Genomic DNA, 16,771 nt, shown 5'->3' with positions numbered 1-16,771 from the left:
CGCGCTTTTGCGTTTGACGTTGCGCCCGATTTCGAGGTTGATGTTGCTTCAACCTGGGAGGGTCGTTGATGACGTCAAATGTGCCATTTTCGCTGGTGGGTATCGATCATGTCGTTCTGCTTGTGGATGAGATGCCGAAAGCACTTCGTTTCTACCACGAGGTGCTTGGGTGCCGTTCGGGCTATACCTATCCCGCGCTTGGCATGGAGCAGGTTTGGTGTGGCGCATCGCTGATCGTGCTTTAGGACATTACGCATCCGGGCGGGCAGAAGGCCGCGCCCCCGGTTGCGGGCGGGCGCAACGTAGACCACATCTGCATCGCCACCGGGCCTTTCGAGCATGAGGCACTGCGCTCCCATCTGGAGCAGCACGGGGTGGAGATCCATCGTGAGGCTCTGCATGGCGGCTCGCGGGGCATGGGCCACTCATTTTACATACGCGATCCATTCGGCAATGTGCTCGAAATCAAAGGCCCTGCCGAGTATCCCGACGGTCGGGTGGTTTCCTGAGCCGATGACCACATCACATTCGAGTGTTTTCATTGGGTGATGCAACTGGCAGCGCGTGATTGCGTTTTTTGCAGCATATCTTGCTGAGGAGGCTGCCATGCTGAGTTTCACACGATTGGCCACTGCCGGGCTTGCCTTTTGCGCCCTAAGCGCCTGCCTCGTTACGGAAGTGAAGGCCGAACCGTCCGTGGCAAAGATCGACTCATCTCACTATCGTGGCAAATGGCTGGAAATCGGCAGAACGCCGATGCGGCTGACGGATGGATGCGTGGCTGGCTTTACGATTTATAAGCCGGGCAATGCTCCGGGCGAGGTGGCCGTGCAGGACGGTTGCCGGGAAGGCTCACCGCAGGGCGAGCTTAAAACGATCGAGGGACTTGGCACTCTGGTGGATAAAGAGACCACGCATGCCAAGCTGCGGGTCCGCTATCCTCTGTTCATCACGTTTAATTATTGGGTCCTGTACAAATCGCCCGATCGTAACTGGTTTATCAGCGGCACGCCCGACCTGGAACACCTGTGGATTTATTCTCGGAGTGTTCCGTCGAAAGCCAGGCTGGCGGCGATGGTGCGGAAGGCGAGCGAGCTTGGATATGATACGAAGAAGCTTGAGTTTCCTGAGTTTTGAGTTGCGGGCCGTGTGAAGAGAGAGCCGGCCTTTTGCTCGTAACTCGTTTCGAGGATTTGCAACGTTGCATCCGCAGAAGCGTGATTAGATCCTAGGGACAAGCCCACTGCTGTCCGGTTTACGTTGACGAGCGTTCCTGCACCGTTACCCAGATAGGGTGCCTCGACGGCTCCGCCCCCACTGCCGTCATCCTCGGGCTTGACCCGAGGATCCACAACCGTTTGAATTCATTGAGAGGTGAATGGATCCTCGGCTCAAGGCCGAGGATGACGGCGGTGGGTTTGGCTATGGTGCCAATCACCTATCCCATGCCGGTCTTCCGCTAATGTCCAAAATCACGAGAACGGACAGAATATGCATGGAATCAATACCCTGCATCATTCCTGAATATTTAAACCGGACAGCAGTGGGACAAGCCCTAGGATGACGGTGGAAGGGTAATGTCCTCGCTCCATGGATACTCTGTCCACATGCATTTTTTTTAAATGTACGGCCGCTGCTCAAGCCCGATATGATGAAAACCAGCGGGCTTCCCCGATCACAAAGCGGTGCGTGACGACTTTTTCCGGCGTCAACTCTTGTTCATCTCCCGTTCATCTGGCATTTTTTGGTGAGTGATTTGCCCCCTCGTGTTTTCAGGGGGGCATGAGCGTTGCGAGCAAGCGCAACCTGGCTTCGGCCTTCAGTTTCATCTCTTTTGCGGGCGTCATCGGCGGTGGCCACGGTGCCCGTATGATCTGAATTAAGCGAACTGCGACGACAGCCTTACGATTGGCTGTGGTGCGGTATTGCGACGGGCATGTCGAGGTGCGGTGCGCCTGATGCCGAACCATCCCGGGTGACGTCTGGAACAGGATGCCGCTCGAAAAAGCCAGAACGAGGCTTGCCGTTATCCTCCCAAGGACGGCAGACCTTTCAAAGCTTGAGGAAGAGACATGAATATCAAGATCGTGGGAGCTCTCGTCGTGGGAGCTATCGCACTTGCGCAGCCTGTGACCGTGAAAGGGCAGGAGCGGGGACTGATCTGGGCTCCAGCCAAGAATTCCGACCGGTCTTATTCTGCCCGCATCGGCGCGAAGCTGCCCACCGAGACGCCGATCAGGGCGGGATTCGAGATGGGCATGAATGCCTCGGAGACCGGCGCGGTGGTCGATACCCCAGTCAAATTCTGGGGCAACGTAACGCTGCTTTCGGCCAATTTGCCGGGGGTGAAGATTGCGGGTGACATAGGCGTGCTGATGAATGCGATTAGCGGTTCAGGCGCGTGGACGATGACGACCTCGCAAAAACGGATCGCAACACCGGATTTCGATCTGGAAGCCAACCGGAATATGACGATGCGTTATGATGGCACGGCGCAGCAGTGGAGCGGGCTGGACGTTTCCCAGTCGCTTCGGCTCACCCGCTCGGCGACCGGAACGGCGTTCATCCTGACCGGAGCGAGCCGCGATACATTCGATGAATTCAGTTCCAGTGTGGCGGTGGAGCAGAAGTTCGGCGATCATTTGACGGTGACGGGACGGCTGAACCAGGGATACGAAGACCGCTTTCGTCCCTCGGTCAATGCGCGTTACAGTATTCGCTGGTAGTGGCTGGCAACGTCCGTGGAAGGCCGTTGCCGTGCTTGGCGCGTTTCCCGCTTGGCAAGGAAACGCTCTAAAACCAGAGATCAGGCGCTTGCGATTTTTGGTGCAGGGTCTTGCAGCGTTTCTTCGTTTTTCTTGATGTCGCCCATGCGGTTCCATGCGTCGAGGCCTGCGATCTTGTAGGCTTCGGCGAGCGTCGGATAATTGAAGGTGTTCTCTACGAAATACTCGACGGTGCCTTTGAGGTTCAGCACGGCCTGGCCGATGTGGACAAGTTCCGTTGCGCCTTCACCAACGATGTGAACGCCAAGCAGGCGGCGTGTTTTCAGAGAGAAAATGAGCTTGAGCAGGCCGCTATCGAGGCCCATGATGTGGCCGCGTGAGGTTTCACGGAAACGGGCGATGCCGCACTCGTAAGGGATGCCGCGTTCCTTCATTTCCTCTTCTGTCAGGCCGCAGGTGGAAATTTCCGGAACGGCATAAATACCGTATGGGAAATATTTCTGCGGCTCCATGCCGATGGCGCCGACGGCGACACGGGCTGCGATTCGGCCCTGTTCCATCGAGGTCGAAGCAAGGCTTGGGAAGCCGATCACATCACCGGCTGCAAATATGCCCGGCACCTTCGTTTCGAATGTTTCCGGATTGACGGAGAGACGGCCACGACTGTCTGCTTCGAGACCGGCGGCGGCAAGGTTCAGCGTATCGGTCGCGCCCATGCGGCCAGCGGCGAACATGACCATTTCCGTGATGATCGTGCGGCCGTTATCGAGCGTGACCGAGACCTTGCCTTCCGGCGTATGCTCCACCTTTTCCGCTTTTTGACCCAGCAGTAGCTTCATGTTGCGATCGCGCAGCTGGTAGGTGAAGTCCTCGACGATTTCCCTGTCGATGAAGTCCAGCATCGTCGCTTTCGGATCTATGAGCGTGACGGCTGTATCGAGTGCGCTGAAGATCGTCGCATATTCGATACCGATAACGCCTGCACCGATGACGACCATCGAGCGCGGCAGTTTTTCGATTTCCAGCAACTCGTCGCTGTCGATCACCGTCTTGCCATCGAAAGGCATGTAATCCGGGCGGAAGGGGCGTGTGCCGACTGCGAGCAGGATGCTCTTGCCCATGACATGCACGACTTCGCCATCTTCCTTGGTGATTTGCAGCGTATCGGCGGTAACGAAGCTGGCCTTGCCGCGAATGTGCTGAACGCGGTTGCGGGCAAACTGGTGCTCCAGCACTTCGACTTCATGATTGAGCGTGATGAGAAGACGGCGGCGCAGGTCTTCCGCGCTGATCTCTTCCTTGACGCGGTAGGAGCGTCCGTAAAAACCGCGCTCGCGCCAGCCGGAGAGATTGAGCGCGGTTTCGCGCATGGTCTTCGAAGGAATGGTGCCGGTGTGGACAGAGACACCGCCGACGCGGCTGCCTTTTTCGATAACCAGAACGGTCTTGTCCAGCTTTGCGGCCTGAATGGCGGCGCGTCTGCCCGCAGGGCCGCTGCCGACAACAATGAGATCGTACTGGTTCATGGAAAAATGCCCTCTGAACTGGAATTGCCATATTGCATGCCGAGCGACCTGCGTCCGGTGTTGTTGCGACGAAAAGCACGATGCTTTCGCGACACGACAATGATTCTCGTGTTCGCACCCGGTCAGAGTGCAATGCAACAAACGCCTGCGTCAATCTGTAGCGAAGAAATCTGACGGATTCGTAACCAGCACAGAAAAAGCCGCAAAAAGAATATGCGGCTGATGCAAGAAGATTAGGGAAGCTCTCGCGAAGACTGACTTGCGCCGTGCAATCTGGCGATTTCCTGGCGCAGGGCGGCAAGTTCGGCCAATACCTTCACGTCGATCTTTTCGTGCAGGGATAGCACTTCCAGCTCTGCCTTCAGGTTCACCTCGTAATCCTTTTCCGCATCGAAGCGATCCCGCGCTGCCTGCCGGTTCTGCGACATCATGATGATGGGCGCTTGAATGGCGGCGAGCATGGAGAGGATGAGATTGAGGAAGACGAAGGGGTAGAAAGCACGGGTCGTCAGGACCACGGTATTGACGATGGCCCATACCACCAGAAAAACCATGAAGCCGATAATAAAGCCCCATGAGCCGCCAATTCTTGCGATGTTATCCGCCAGCCGCTCGCCGACGCTTGCGTGTTTCGAGAAAGCGGCATTGGTGTCTGTGGAGATGAGCTGCTTCTGGTGCGCGACCTCCAGAATGCGTTTTTCGATCTCTCCGATAGTCCGCGAGGAGCGCTTGAAGTGCGACACGATGTAATCAGGAACTGCCGACATGAATCTCCTCCGAAAGGCTACGGAGGAGATAAGCGCAAGGGCGACGAGAGTTCAATGGAATTCCTTGGCTGCCCGGTTCAGGCGGACGGTTCTTCGCTGTTCACCCACGTAAAACCGGGGAAGAAACGGTCCTTGCCGAACTGGTTGCCAAACATCATGTCGAATTGCAGCAGCCGGTATTCGTTTAGCGAAGAGGAAACGTCCGCTGGTGCGGTTGCCCAGTCTGGGACCGCCTGACCATTCTTTTTCACCAGCATATGCCTGTCGATGACCGAGTAGGATTTCTGCACGTTGCCGAGAACGCCGGTGTAGAACGGATCGTCGAAACCTGCGGTCTTCAGAACATGATAGGGCAGAAGGGCAGGGCTGATCGTGCCGAGCTTTTTCTGAACACCGGTTCTGGACGACCAGACGACGAGCGGTGTTTCATGCTCCTTTTTCATTGTTTCCAGCGGGGCGCGGCGCGAGGCGACCATGTCGGGCATGTATCCGCTTTCCACGAAGGCCTGTCCCAAGGGTGGCAGATGATCTCCAAAGAGGACGATAACGGTTTCGCGCTCGCGGGACTTCGCCCACTTCATCAGTTTCGCGAGACTGGCATCGGCTTCGGAAACGCCCTGTGTGTAGGTCGAAAGTGCCTGTGTGGCACCCTCTGACAGGTTGCCGTTGACCGAAATGGCGTTTTGCGCGTACCGGTTTGGCTCATAGGGCCCGTGTCCCTGCAGGGTGACCGCAAACAGGAAGAGCGGGTTTTCCGCTGCATCCACCGTCTGCATGATTTCTTTGGTCAGCGCTTCGTCCGACGCGAAAGTGCCGCGCTTTTCCATGGGCGGCAGCGTTTCTTCCGAGCGGAATTCCTCGAAACCGAAGTGCTTGTAGACCTCGCGGCGGTTCCAGAACCATTCCTGAAACGGATGCATGGCAATCGCCGAATAGCCTTCGCCACGGAAGAAGGTGGCAAGCGACGGCATGTGGCGGCGAATATATTGTTGATAGGGGATGCTGCCGTAGGGCAGAAAGGCATTGGTGAAACCGGTCAGCGCCTCGAATTCCACATTCGCCGTCATGCCGCCGAACTCCGGCGAAAAGACGTTGCCGGACTGCCGTGCGCGGATCGTCGGCATGGGGTCTTTCGAAAAGTCGATATCTTTCAGCCGGGTCGGATCGAACAGCGACTCGCTCATGATCATGATGACATCCGGTCGCGCGCTGCGGTTGACGGCAAAGGCCGAGCCGTCCGAGGCGATATCCGAAATCGTGTTTTCGCCGTAGTTTACGGGTGCTGCCACATTTGCCATCGGAATGTTGAAGGCGAAGGCCATGACGAAGCCGTTATGACGATAGTTCTCCTTCTGGTCCCACATCATGGGAATGATGTTCAGGCGATCCCGAACCCAGGAATAGTGCGAATATTCCATCAAAGAACCAAGCCCGGCCAGCAGTGGAATGGCGAGCGACAGGCGCCACAGCCGCGACTTCAATCCCATGACCGGCGCAAGTTTACGGCAAAGTAGCCAGAAGAAAACAAAGCCGGCGATGGCGAGCGCCAGACCGCCGAAGACGAGAACACCGGTCACCGGTTGCGCCTTCAGCATGGGCGGCAGCAGTTGCAGGATCTGGCGTCCGAACAGAAGATCGGACGGGTAAAGCGGATCCGACAGATAAAGCTGCTTCTGACTGGAAATGAAGGCCGGAACGACCAGCAGCGGAACTGCAACCAGCAACGACTGATAATATCGACCGAACAGCGCATCGAGTGCCATGAGCGCGAGAACGACTGCGGCGATCGTGGTCATCCCCGGACGCGCTGAGGAGGTGAGGAACTCGCCTACGTCATGCAGCGTGCCGCGCGCGATCCACTCCATGCAGACGATCAGCAAAATCGCGGCCAGAGCCAAGTTTAAGAATGGGTAGAGATCATTTGCAAGGCGGGCGGGGGAGCGTTGCCACGGTTTTGAAAGGACGAGTTTTGCCCTTTCGGCAACCGTTGTTTTAGGCACCGAATTCGTCAATGTATTACTCCGGCAGTCTTAGGGCCTGTTTAAAAACTCGGACGGGTCGATCCGGTGATGCTTTTAGCGTTCTGCTGCGTCGAAAATCTTGCCGATATCGAAGGATATCGCCTACGATCTTCTCCTTGCAGCACACAAAAATCATTCTCCGGCTCTCAGCCGCCAAGTTTCCAAACAGACTCTGAAGCAGGCGGTGAATCGCCTGTCATGAAAGTGTCACTTCACTGTCACATAAGCGCAATGAACGCGACATGAACTATGCGTAATTCACAAGGCTATGAGATAACCATCGCGTGAATTGCATGAATGAGCGCGGAAACCTGCTCGTGTAAAACAGTTTGACTGGCCGCGTTGCGCATCGGGCGAGGGCGCGATAATGAAGTAGGCATGAGCGAAGCACACTCCATTCCACACACTTTGCGGATTGCCGTAGGGCAGTTCAACCCCACCGTGGGCGACGTTGCAGGCAACCTTGCCAAGGCACGAGACGCCAGAGCCGACGCGGCAAAGCAGGGTGCCGATCTGCTGCTGCTGACGGAGCTTTTCATCTCCGGCTATCCGCCGGAAGATCTGGTTTTGAAACCCGCTTTTCTTAAATCCTGCCTTAAGGCGGTGGAAGAACTGGCGGCGGAAACGGCGGATGGCGGACCGGGGGTCATCATTGGCTTGCCAAGGCAGGGCGAAACCGGACGGCACAATTCCGTTGCGCTGCTGGACGGCGGCAAGATCGTTGCGCTGCGCGACAAGGTGGATTTGCCGAATTACGGTGAGTTCGACGAAAAGCGGGTGTTCAGCGAAGGTTCGATCTCCGGCCCCTATAATTTCAGGGGTGTTCGCATCGGTATTCCGATCTGCGAGGAAATCTGGAACGACATCGGCGTGTGCGAGACGCTGGCGGAAGCGGGCGCGGAAATCCTTCTGGTGCCGAACGGTTCGCCTTATTATCGCGGCAAGGTGGATGTGCGCCATCAGGTGGCTTTGCGTCAGGTCATCGAAAGCGGTCTGCCGCTGATATTCGCCAACCAGCTTGGCGGGCAGGATGAACTCGTCTTCGATGGCGCAAGCTTCGGTTTCAATGCGGACAAGTCGCTCGCCTTCCAGATGAGCCAGTTCGAAGCCACGCTCACGGTGACGGACTGGAAGCGAACTGAAAAAGGCTGGCACTGCGAGCACGGACCATTCTCGCATATTCCCGAAGGTGAGGAGGCCGATTACCGCGCCTGCGTGCTGGGTTTCCGCGATTACGTAAACAAGAACGGCTTCAAGAGCGTCGTTCTTGGCCTTTCCGGCGGCATCGATTCGGCCATCTGCGCGGCAATTGCGGTCGATGCGCTGGGAGAGGAGCGGGTGCGCTGCATCATGCTGCCTTACCGCTATACCTCCGAAGAATCGCTGAAGGATGCAGCGGATTGCGCCAAGGCGCTGGGTTGCCGCTACGATATCGTGCCGATTGCCGAACCGGTTGACGGTTTCACGACGGCGCTGTCCGACCTTTTCGAAGGAACGGAGGAGGGCATCACCGAGGAAAACCTCCAGAGCCGTGCGCGTGGCACGATCCTGATGGCGGTGTCCAACAAGTTCGGTTCCATGGTGGTGACGACGGGCAACAAGTCGGAAATGTCAGTCGGCTACGCCACCCTTTATGGCGACATGAATGGCGGCTTCAATCCCATCAAGGATCTCTACAAGATGCAGGTCTATGCCATTTCGAAATGGCGAAATGGCCATGTACCACCGGACGTGCTTGGGCCTTCCGGCGAGGTCATTCCAGAAAACATCATCTCCAAGGCACCCTCGGCGGAACTGCGTCCAAACCAGACGGACCAGGATTCGCTGCCGCCCTATCCGGTGCTGGACGACATTCTCGAATGCCTTGTCGAGCAGGAAATGTCGGTCGAGGAGATCGTTGCACGCGGCCATGATGTGGCGACCGTCCACCGCATCGAGCATCTACTTTATCTCGCCGAATACAAGCGCCGCCAGTCTGCGCCGGGCGTGAAGATCACCAAGAAGAACTTTGGTCGGGACCGGCGATATCCGATTACCAACCGGTTCCGGGATCGGTGATAAGACGAGCGGCGCGGGATAAGCGCGCCGTTCAGCTTTTCAGGCTATGATCTGCCCTACATCGATCCTGTTTCCATCAGGGTCTTTAAAAACGAAGGCCCTCAATCCATAGTCCTTGTTTTGTAGACTCTTGATGATGCGTAGGCCGTGTTTACTACACAAATCATGCAGCTCATCGATATTGCTAACAAGCATATGCGCCACATTGAATGATGCGGCCTCGTGAGCGGGTTGCAAGGTTAAATGCAGTTCCGCATCGTCCCGCTTCAAAATGATGAAGCCGACGGGGTTGCCGTTTTCAAAGGTTTTTCGAAATCCCAGCACGCCCACATAGAAGTCGTGTGCTATCTGGATGTTTTTGACTGGAATCATGGGAGCCACTCGTCCAAAGCGAATGGCCTGATCGGCGATGGTCGTCATCGTGAGACCTCAATAGTGGGAAGAGTTTGCGCTGGCGATACGGGCGGTGCGGTAACGCTGCCATCTTCCTATTCACGTTTGCAGGGCGGTGCCTACGACAATATGATCATAGTTGGCGTTTTGAGTGAAGCAAAGAAATATTCGCTTTGTCAGGTGCTTAATGATTGCAGCCGGGAGGAACGATGCGCAGTTCAGTGGAGATATTCAACATTCGTACCCGCGAAAACCGGGTGGTGTGGCAGACGGAAAAGCTGTTCGAGGCGCCGAACTGGTCACCGGATGGGACATATCTGCTCCTAAACACCGAGGGGTTGCTTTATCGACTGCCTGTGGTTGGAAACGGTGAGATCGAGAAGGTCGATACGGGCTTTGCGACTCAGTGTAACAACGATCACGGCATTTCGCCGGATGGGTCGCTTTATGCGATTTCGGACAAGGTCGAGTTCGGCAAAAGCGCGATTTATCTTCTGCCATCTTCGGGTGGCGCACCGAGGTTGATGACGAAGAACCTGCCGTCTTACTGGCATGGCTGGGCGCCGGATGGGAAGAGCTTCGCCTATTGCGGTATTCGCAACGATGTTTTCGACATCTATTCCATGGATATAGAAAGCGGCACGGAAACACGGCTGACGCATGGCGAGGGGCGCAATGACGGGCCGGATTACTCGCCGGATGGAGCGTGGATTTACTTCAACTCCAGCCGTACCGGCCAGATGCAGATCTGGCGGGTAAGGCCGGATGGCTCCGACGTAGAGCGTATTACCGACAGCGCCTATGGCGACTGGTTTCCTCATCCGTCTCCCAAAGGAGATAAGGTGGTCTTCATCTCTTATGACGGCGACGTTTTCGATCACCCTCGCGACCTGAATGTGCGTGCGCGCTTGATGGACCCGGATGGCGGCAATGTCGAAACCCTGTTCGATCTCTTTGGCGGGCAGGGTACGATGAACTCTCCCAACTGGTCGCCGGATGGTGATGAATTTGCCTATGTGCGCTATTTTCCCGCAGCCTGAGCAGGTTGCTTTCGCCAGCCACATTGGCCATAACGCCTAACGTCAGGTGCCTGCCTTTGGCGGGAGAATCGGGAATGCGGTGCAAGCCCGCAACGTGCCCAACGCTGTGAGGCGGATGCCTGTTGCCATAAGCCACTGATTATCGGGAAGGCGGCAGCGGGCAGATGAAGCCAAGTCAGAAGACCGGCCTGACGCGATAGACCCGCCCGCGCGGACGGCGGAGGGTTGGAAGCGCGGTGTGTTTTGAGACGCTGCCGCTTTGCATTGTTGGGGATAGACGATGCGACCTGATGATTACGACCATGCGCTGCTGCCCGCCGAAAGGTTTTCGGACGACGAAAGGGCTGCAGTTTACCGTGCTATCGAGACACGTCGTGATGTGCGCGACCAGTTCTTGCCTGATCCGCTACCGGATGAACTGGTGGAGCGGCTGTTAAAAGCTGCCCATGCCGCGCCGTCCGTTGGTTTCATGCAGCCCTGGAATTTCACGCTGGTCAGTGACGCCGAAACCAGGCAGGCGGTATGGCAGGCTTTTTCCCGCGCCAACGAGGAAGCGGTTGCGATGTTTGCCGATGACAAACAGGCGCTTTATCGCAATTTGAAACTTGAGGGTATTCGCAAGGCACCGCTATCGGTATGCGTCACCTGCGATCCGACAAGGGGCGGCGATGTGGTGCTGGGCCGCACGCACAATCCCCGCATGGACGTCTACTCAACCGTTTGCGCGGTGCAGAACCTGTGGCTCGCGGCGCGCGCGGAAGGCATCGGCGTTGGCTGGGTCAGCATTTTTCATGACGAGGATATTCGGGCTATTCTCGGCATTCCTGCGCATATCGAGATTGTCGCATGGCTTTGCCTGGGGTGGGTGGAGCAGCTTTATGCGGAGCCGGAGCTTGCGGTGAAGGGCTGGCGTCAGCGATTGCCATTGGAGGAGTTGGTGTTCAGGGGGCGTTGGGGGGAGAGGTAGGTTTGGCTTTCACCGTTTTGCTTTGAAGACTGAGGTAAGGCAGCAAACCCCTCACTTGCAATTTCTAACACTTAGCCTTTGGCTAAGGTGTTGAAATTGCTTTCTCTCCCACAGGGGGAGAGATAGATATGCTGCGCCGTCTACCTCCATCTCGACCTTTGTAAAGTGTCGAAGCGGTGCGGCGGGTTACCTCTACCCTTGTGGGAGAGGAAGAAAAATCATGGTCTTAGCTTCAGCTAAGCCATAGATTTTTCAGGTGAGGGGTAGCGCTCCCTCTCGGCCAGGCAACCTCACTCCTGCTGCGGCTGAGCACCTTTCAAAGCCGGGTTCTTCAGATCAATCCTACTCGTCTCTTCCGGCAAAAACTGTGGGCCGACGACGCGGACCTTGCTGTTTTTGGGGTCGTAATCGCGCTCTGGAATCGCTTGTGCCGTCGCCTCTACTGTTGGCTCATCAGGCTTTGGAGCCGCCTCTATTTTCGGTGACGGAAGCACGGTGATGCTGGAATATTGTTGCGAAGGTTGTGACTGCGGGGCTTTCGCTTCCTGCTCCCCCAATTTTTTCATCTCATCGTGATAAGCCGCCATATTGCAGCTGCACGAAGGCGTGCGATTGGTCGGTGAGCCGTTTTTGTAAGCGAAGGCGGTTGGCATGGAGGTGTAAGGCTGACCGGTCTTGGCTGAAACCATGTCCGAGCTTTCCTGCCCCTGAAGCGAGTGGTAGAAAAGCTCCGTTTCCGTGCCGGGGCACATGCGTTCGCATTGCGCTGCCTGAGCCCGGAAATCCAGCGGAGTAGCGTTGGAGGAAATCGGGAAGAACGCGCCATCGCAGGTGCGCACGCACAGCGTTCTCAAGCCTCCCTGCATCGGAATATCGGATGGCGGGGCGTAGTCCTGTCGATCCGGCTCGTTGAACGGATCGGAATAGCCTCGCATTTCGCGGGTCTGATAGGGATCGTTGGAGGCGAAATCCGGTGTGGGCTCATCGAAGCACCCTTCGGCGTCCAGAGCGGCCATGATCCGCTGCCGCTCACCACCGGAACGCTCCTCGCGCTGCATCGACAGCATGCGATCTCGGTCCTCGGCGATCATGTCCCGCTCTGCTTCCGCCTGCATCAGCGCATCACCGATTTCCGCGCAAAGCCCTGCATTGGGGTTGCCGTAGCGAATGACGCTGCCGGAAGAGCAGCCATAGCTTCGCATTTCGTTCTTGATACGCCGGATCACGATGTTCTGCTGCGTCAGAGCGTTTGCATACTGACGAACCTCGGCGGTGTTGCCGATGCGTGTAGGCTGGTTAAGCTGGGCACGCAGGGATTCGCACACGGCATTCGCCTGCGCGGACAAGGGGGCAGCCAGCGTGAGGGCTATGATGGTGCCGATCATTCGGCCGCGGCGCGGGTTCAATGGTCCGTCCGTTTCCTGCCCGATATCATGCGGGCTCTATCCTGTTGAGCGTTGTTCGCAGATGCTGATGCACAAACGCGGATGGCGATTTTAAGTTCAGGATAGCATAGGGCCGTGCCGCAATGCGGCAACAGCCAGTTCAAAATTGCGTTAATCCCGCCTTACAGGATCACACCGATGGGTGTGATGCCTGCACGACGGCAAGCGCCGCCATGTTCACCACACCGCGAGAGGTGACGGTAGGCGACAGGATGTGTGCGGGCATGGCCGTGCCAAGCAACAGCGGGCCGACATGCAGACCTTCCGTCATGGTGCGGACAACGCCGAGCGAAATGTTCGCCGCGTCGAGGTTGGGGAAGACCAAAAGGTTTGCCTCGCCGGAAAGCGAACTGTTCGGCATCGCGCGCTTGCGCAATGTTTCCGACAGCGCCGAGCCACCCTGCATTTCACCATCGATTTCCAGTTCCGGTGCAGCTTCACGCACAAGCTTCAATGCACGACGCATCTTGCGTGCGCTTTCTGAATCGCGGGAACCGAAATTGGAGTGACTGGCGAGTGCGATCTTCGGCGTGATCCCGAAGCGCTTGATTTCCTTTGCCGCGAGGATCGCCATTTCGGCAATTTCTTCCGATGTCGGATCGTAGTTGACGAAGGTATCCGTCATGAACAACGCGCCCTGCTGGGTAATCAACAGGCTGAGACCAGCAAAAGACTGCGCGTCTTCGCGCTTGCCGATGATCTGGTTCACATCGCGCAGGTGGCGGTCGAAACGGCCTTCCAGACCGCAGATCAGGGCGTCCGCTTCGCCGCGTTTGACGGAGAGCGCGCCGATGACGGTCGTATTGGTGCGAACGATGGTTCGCGCGGCTTCCGGGTTGATGCCCGCGCGGCCAACCAGCGCGAAGTAATCATCGACATATTCACGGTAACGTGGATCGTCTTCCGGGTTGACCACGGCGAAATCCGTGTGCGGGCGGATGCGCAGGCCGAAGCGTTTCAGGCGGGTTTCGATGATCTGCGGGCGACCGATGAGGATCGGAACGCCGGTGCCTTCTTCGAGCAGAACCTGTGCGGCGCGCAGCACGCGCTCGTCTTCGCCTTCCGCAAAGATGATGCGCTTCTTCTCTGCCGCCTTCGCGGTATTGAAGATGGGCTTCATGATGAAACCGGAGCGCCAGACGAAGCGGTTCAGCTGATCGAGATATGCGTCGAAATCCGTGATCGGGCGTGCAGCCACGCCGCTTGCCGCAGCGGCGCGGGCGACGGCTGGTGCTATGCGCAGGATGAGGCGTGGATCAAAGGGCGAGGGAATGAGGTAATTCGGGCCGAAAACCGGCGTATCGCCGCTATAGGCTCTCGCTGCGACTTCGGACACTTCCTCACGGGCCAGTTCCGCAATCGCCTGCACTGCGGCCATCTTCATTTCTTCGTTGATGCTGGTTGCGCCGCAATCCAGCGCGCCACGGAAGATGTAAGGGAAGCAGAGGACGTTGTTCACCTGGTTCGGGAAATCCGAACGGCCGGTGCAGATCATCGCATCCGGGCGGGCGGTGCGGGCCAGTTCCGGCATGATTTCCGGTGTGGGGTTGGCGAGTGCCAGAATGAGCGGCTTTTCGGCCATCTGCGCCAGAAGTTCCGGCTTTAAAACGCCAGCAGCGGACAGGCCGAGAAAGACGTCGGCGCCTTCGATGGACTCTGCCAGCACGCGCTTGTCCGTCTTCTGCGCGTAGATTTCCTTCCACTCATCCATCAGCGTATTGCGGCCATCATAGACCAGGCCTTCGATGTCGTGGACCCAGATGTTCTCGCGCTTTGCGCCCATTTCAACGAGCAGGTTGAGGCAGGCGAGAGCGGCGGCACCTGCGCCGGACGTAACGATCTTGACGCTGGAGAGCGATTTTCCGGCGAGCTCAAGAGCGTTGGTGACCGCAGCCGCGACGATGATGGCCGTTCCATGCTGGTCATCATGGAACACCGGGATGTTCATCTTCTCGCGCAACTGGCGTTCGACTTCGAAACATTCAGGCGCCTTGATGTCTTCAAGGTTGATGCCTCCGAATGTAGGTTCAAGCGCGGAGATGGTGGACACCATGTCGTTGATGCCGGGCGCGTCGATCTCGATGTCGAAAACATCAATGCCGGCGAATTTCTTGAAGAGAACGGCTTTGCCTTCCATGACCGGCTTGGAAGCAAGCGGGCCGATATTGCCGAGACCCAGAACGGCGGTACCGTTGGAAATTACGGCGACGAGGTTGGCGCGCGCCGTGTATTCGGCAGCGGTTTCCGGGTTCTCGTGAATGGCGAGACAGGGTGCGGCAACACCAGGCGAATAGGCAAGTGCGAGATCGCGCTGGTTGCCAAGGGGCTTGGACGCCTGGATTTCGAGCTTACCGGGGCGCGGATAGCGGTGATAGAAAAGCGCCTGTTCTTCCAGATCCGCATTGGCGTTTTTGCTTTGTGGGTTGCCCTTGTCCTCAGAACTCATCTTTTCACCGCTTTATTTCAAGTTTCTTGGAGGCCTCTGCATACAACAAACAGTCCCAGCGTACAGCCGTTTATTTCGGCCTCAGCACGCAATTCCAGCACTTTACATATTCCGAAAAGTTGATGTTTCGTGACCGGAATGCCCCGTTGTCATCTTGCTGAAACACGAGTCTGGTTTTGCAAGGGGCGAAAGTTTCTAGGCGACTTTGCTATGACGAGGGGACTAACCATGGCCGGGCAGATCGAAACCAGACATTTCAGAACCCTGTTTATCTCCGATGTGCATCTTGGCTCCAAAGCGGCCAAAACGGATTTCCTGCTGGATTTTTTGAAGCACCACGAAGCCGATACCATCATTCTGGTCGGTGACATTATCGATGGCTGGAGACTGCGCCGTAGTTGGTACTGGCCTCAAGGGTGCAACGATGTCGTGCAGAAATTGCTGCGCAAGGCGCGCAAGGGCGCTCGCATCGTCTATATTCCGGGAAACCACGACGAGTTCCTTCGTGAATTTCCCGGCACCCATTTCGGCGGCATCGAAGTGGCCGAGCGGATGATCCATGAGGCTGCTGACGGCAAGAAATACCTCGTCCTCCACGGCGACGAATTCGATGTCGTCGTTCGTAATGCACGACTACTCGCCTATCTCGGCGACTGGGCCTATGATGCTGCTATTGCAATAAACGTGATACTGGCTGCCGTGCGCCGCCGTATCGGCCTGCCTTACTGGTCATTTTCAGCCTGGGCGAAATTGCAGGTAAAGCACGCGGTCAACTTCATTGGCGAGTTTCAGCGCGTGGTGGCCGACGAGGCCCGCCGCAACAAGGTGGACGGTGTCATCTGCGGCCATATCCATCATGCGGTGATGGAGGATATCGATGGCATCCGCTACATCAACACCGGCGACTGGGTGGAAAGCTGCACCGCCATCGTGGAGAACATGGACGGCAGTTTCGAGCTGATCACGTGGATGCAGACCAGCGATGAGGCCGAGCAGCCGACCATTCGCCAACTGGAGCCGGTGGCGTTTCCAAAGTTGATCGGCTCCAAGGCGGCTTGAGGTACATAGAAAGAACTGCAAAGAGGGCCGGACCCCTCACTGGCAATTTCTAACACTTAGCTACGCTAAGATGTTGAAATTGCTTTCTCTCCCACAAGGGGAGAGATAGGGTGAGTGCCGCGCCGCTTGCGTTGGTACCTCTCCCCTTGTGGGACCGTTGCATAACCACGTGAGCCACACAGCCACCTGACATGCATGCGCCTTACCCCGCCGCCCTTTCTCTTGAGGGGCGGTTCTTGGTTCATGTCGGCTGGTTGATGGGTGATGTGGCTGACTGCGGACACAGTTCTCCCCTCGGCTCACGTGCTCAGCGTCACCCAGCG

The 16,771-nt window shown here is 57.1% G+C and carries 13 protein-coding genes, 1 pseudogene and 1 riboswitch; of the genes and pseudogenes, 7 read left to right on the top strand and 7 right to left on the bottom strand.

Going from position 1 to position 16,771, the window contains the following annotated elements; all coding sequences use genetic code 11:
* The first annotated feature begins 68 nt into the window (after positions 1–68).
* Positions 69–509 (top strand): annotated as a pseudogene (locus G6L28_RS23120) (VOC family protein).
* On the opposite strand, the gene G6L28_RS07910 reads toward G6L28_RS23120, so the two are convergent.
* A complete protein-coding gene (locus tag G6L28_RS07910) occupies positions 426–608 on the bottom strand; it encodes a hypothetical protein (RefSeq protein ID WP_174063234.1) in 183 nt (60 codons plus the stop codon). The pseudogene G6L28_RS23120 and the gene G6L28_RS07910 sit on opposite strands and share 84 nt — an antisense overlap.
* On the opposite strand from G6L28_RS07910, the gene G6L28_RS07905 reads away from it, so the two are divergent.
* Entirely contained in the window at positions 607–1,137 is a 531-nt protein-coding gene (locus G6L28_RS07905) for a lipocalin family protein (protein ID WP_174063245.1), read from the top strand. The genes G6L28_RS07910 and G6L28_RS07905 overlap by 2 nt on opposite strands.
* A gap of 935 nt (positions 1,138–2,072) precedes the next feature.
* Complete coding sequence (locus tag G6L28_RS07900) at positions 2,073–2,726, top strand: hypothetical protein (RefSeq protein WP_174063244.1); 654 nt, start codon at positions 2,073–2,075, stop codon at positions 2,724–2,726.
* An 80-nt stretch (positions 2,727–2,806) separates the two neighbouring features.
* On the opposite strand, the gene sthA is transcribed toward G6L28_RS07900, so the two are convergent.
* The 3 genes from sthA to G6L28_RS07885 all read right to left on the bottom strand — a co-directional run bounded on the left by sthA (position 2,807) and on the right by G6L28_RS07885 (position 7,031).
* Positions 2,807–4,252, bottom strand: a complete 1,446-nt coding sequence (gene sthA / locus G6L28_RS07895; RefSeq protein WP_174063243.1) for a Si-specific NAD(P)(+) transhydrogenase — start codon at positions 4,250–4,252, stop codon at positions 2,807–2,809.
* 233 nt (positions 4,253–4,485) lie between these two features.
* Complete coding sequence (locus G6L28_RS07890) at positions 4,486–5,019, bottom strand: DUF1003 domain-containing protein (protein ID WP_174063242.1); 534 nt, start codon at positions 5,017–5,019, stop codon at positions 4,486–4,488.
* Between the two features lie 77 nt (positions 5,020–5,096).
* Positions 5,097–7,031: an LTA synthase family protein gene (locus tag G6L28_RS07885; protein ID WP_174063241.1), complete on the bottom strand. Its 1,935-nt coding sequence runs from the start codon at positions 7,029–7,031 to the stop codon at positions 5,097–5,099.
* A gap of 387 nt (positions 7,032–7,418) precedes the next feature.
* Between G6L28_RS07885 and G6L28_RS07880 the strand changes: the two genes are divergently transcribed.
* Entirely contained in the window at positions 7,419–9,098 is a 1,680-nt protein-coding gene (locus tag G6L28_RS07880) for an NAD+ synthase (RefSeq protein ID WP_174063240.1), read from the top strand.
* 39 nt (positions 9,099–9,137) lie between these two features.
* Here G6L28_RS07880 and G6L28_RS07875 read toward each other — a convergent pair whose 3' ends face one another.
* Positions 9,138–9,518 (bottom strand): VOC family protein, encoded by a 381-nt coding sequence (locus tag G6L28_RS07875; RefSeq protein WP_174063239.1) that lies wholly within the window; start codon positions 9,516–9,518, stop codon positions 9,138–9,140.
* A gap of 182 nt (positions 9,519–9,700) precedes the next feature.
* Between G6L28_RS07875 and G6L28_RS07870 the strand changes: the two genes are divergently transcribed.
* Complete coding sequence (locus tag G6L28_RS07870) at positions 9,701–10,531, top strand: TolB family protein (protein WP_174063238.1); 831 nt, start codon at positions 9,701–9,703, stop codon at positions 10,529–10,531.
* Between the two features lie 27 nt (positions 10,532–10,558).
* Positions 10,559–10,737, top strand: a riboswitch (cobalamin riboswitch).
* A 74-nt stretch (positions 10,738–10,811) separates the two neighbouring features.
* Positions 10,812–11,498 carry a 5,6-dimethylbenzimidazole synthase gene (gene bluB, locus G6L28_RS07865; RefSeq protein ID WP_174063237.1) on the top strand — a complete coding sequence of 229 codons (687 nt, stop codon included), beginning with the start codon at positions 10,812–10,814 and terminating at the stop codon, positions 11,496–11,498.
* 290 nt (positions 11,499–11,788) lie between these two features.
* Here bluB and G6L28_RS07860 read toward each other — a convergent pair whose 3' ends face one another.
* The gene (locus G6L28_RS07860) at positions 11,789–12,904 is read right to left on the bottom strand and encodes a DUF2865 domain-containing protein (protein ID WP_234902499.1); all 1,116 of its coding nucleotides are present in this window, start codon (positions 12,902–12,904) and stop codon (positions 11,789–11,791) included.
* Between the two features lie 169 nt (positions 12,905–13,073).
* Positions 13,074–15,389, bottom strand: coding sequence for an NADP-dependent malic enzyme (locus G6L28_RS07855; protein WP_174063236.1), 2,316 nt, complete (start codon positions 15,387–15,389; stop codon positions 13,074–13,076).
* A gap of 228 nt (positions 15,390–15,617) precedes the next feature.
* Here G6L28_RS07855 and G6L28_RS07850 point away from each other — a divergent pair, with 228 nt between their 5' ends.
* Positions 15,618–16,448, top strand: a complete 831-nt coding sequence (locus G6L28_RS07850) for a UDP-2,3-diacylglucosamine diphosphatase (RefSeq protein ID WP_174063288.1) — start codon at positions 15,618–15,620, stop codon at positions 16,446–16,448.
* The last annotated feature ends 323 nt before the right edge of the window (positions 16,449–16,771 follow it).

The sequence above is a fragment of the Agrobacterium larrymoorei genome (assembly GCF_013322225.1).
GTDB lineage: Bacteria > Pseudomonadota > Alphaproteobacteria > Rhizobiales > Rhizobiaceae > Agrobacterium > Agrobacterium larrymoorei_A.
Note: the sequence above shows the minus strand (reverse complement) of the source record. Positions and strands in the feature narration are given on the sequence as shown.

Coding starts and splice junctions, on each gene's coding strand:
- G6L28_RS07870 (WP_174063238.1), top strand. CDS start 9,701: ATGCGCAGTTCAGTGGAGATATTCAACATTCGTACCCGCGAAAACCGG.
- G6L28_RS07875 (WP_174063239.1), bottom strand. CDS start 9,518: ATGACGACCATCGCCGATCAGGCCATTCGCTTTGGACGAGTGGCTCCC.
- G6L28_RS07905 (WP_174063245.1), top strand. CDS start 607: ATGCTGAGTTTCACACGATTGGCCACTGCCGGGCTTGCCTTTTGCGCC.
- G6L28_RS07910 (WP_174063234.1), bottom strand. CDS start 608: ATGGCAGCCTCCTCAGCAAGATATGCTGCAAAAAACGCAATCACGCGC.
- bluB (WP_174063237.1), top strand. CDS start 10,812: ATGCGACCTGATGATTACGACCATGCGCTGCTGCCCGCCGAAAGGTTT.
- sthA (WP_174063243.1), bottom strand. CDS start 4,252: ATGAACCAGTACGATCTCATTGTTGTCGGCAGCGGCCCTGCGGGCAGA.
- G6L28_RS07890 (WP_174063242.1), bottom strand. CDS start 5,019: ATGTCGGCAGTTCCTGATTACATCGTGTCGCACTTCAAGCGCTCCTCG.
- G6L28_RS07880 (WP_174063240.1), top strand. CDS start 7,419: ATGAGCGAAGCACACTCCATTCCACACACTTTGCGGATTGCCGTAGGG.
- G6L28_RS07900 (WP_174063244.1), top strand. CDS start 2,073: ATGAATATCAAGATCGTGGGAGCTCTCGTCGTGGGAGCTATCGCACTT.
- G6L28_RS07855 (WP_174063236.1), bottom strand. CDS start 15,389: ATGAGTTCTGAGGACAAGGGCAACCCACAAAGCAAAAACGCCAATGCG.
- G6L28_RS07850 (WP_174063288.1), top strand. CDS start 15,618: ATGGCCGGGCAGATCGAAACCAGACATTTCAGAACCCTGTTTATCTCC.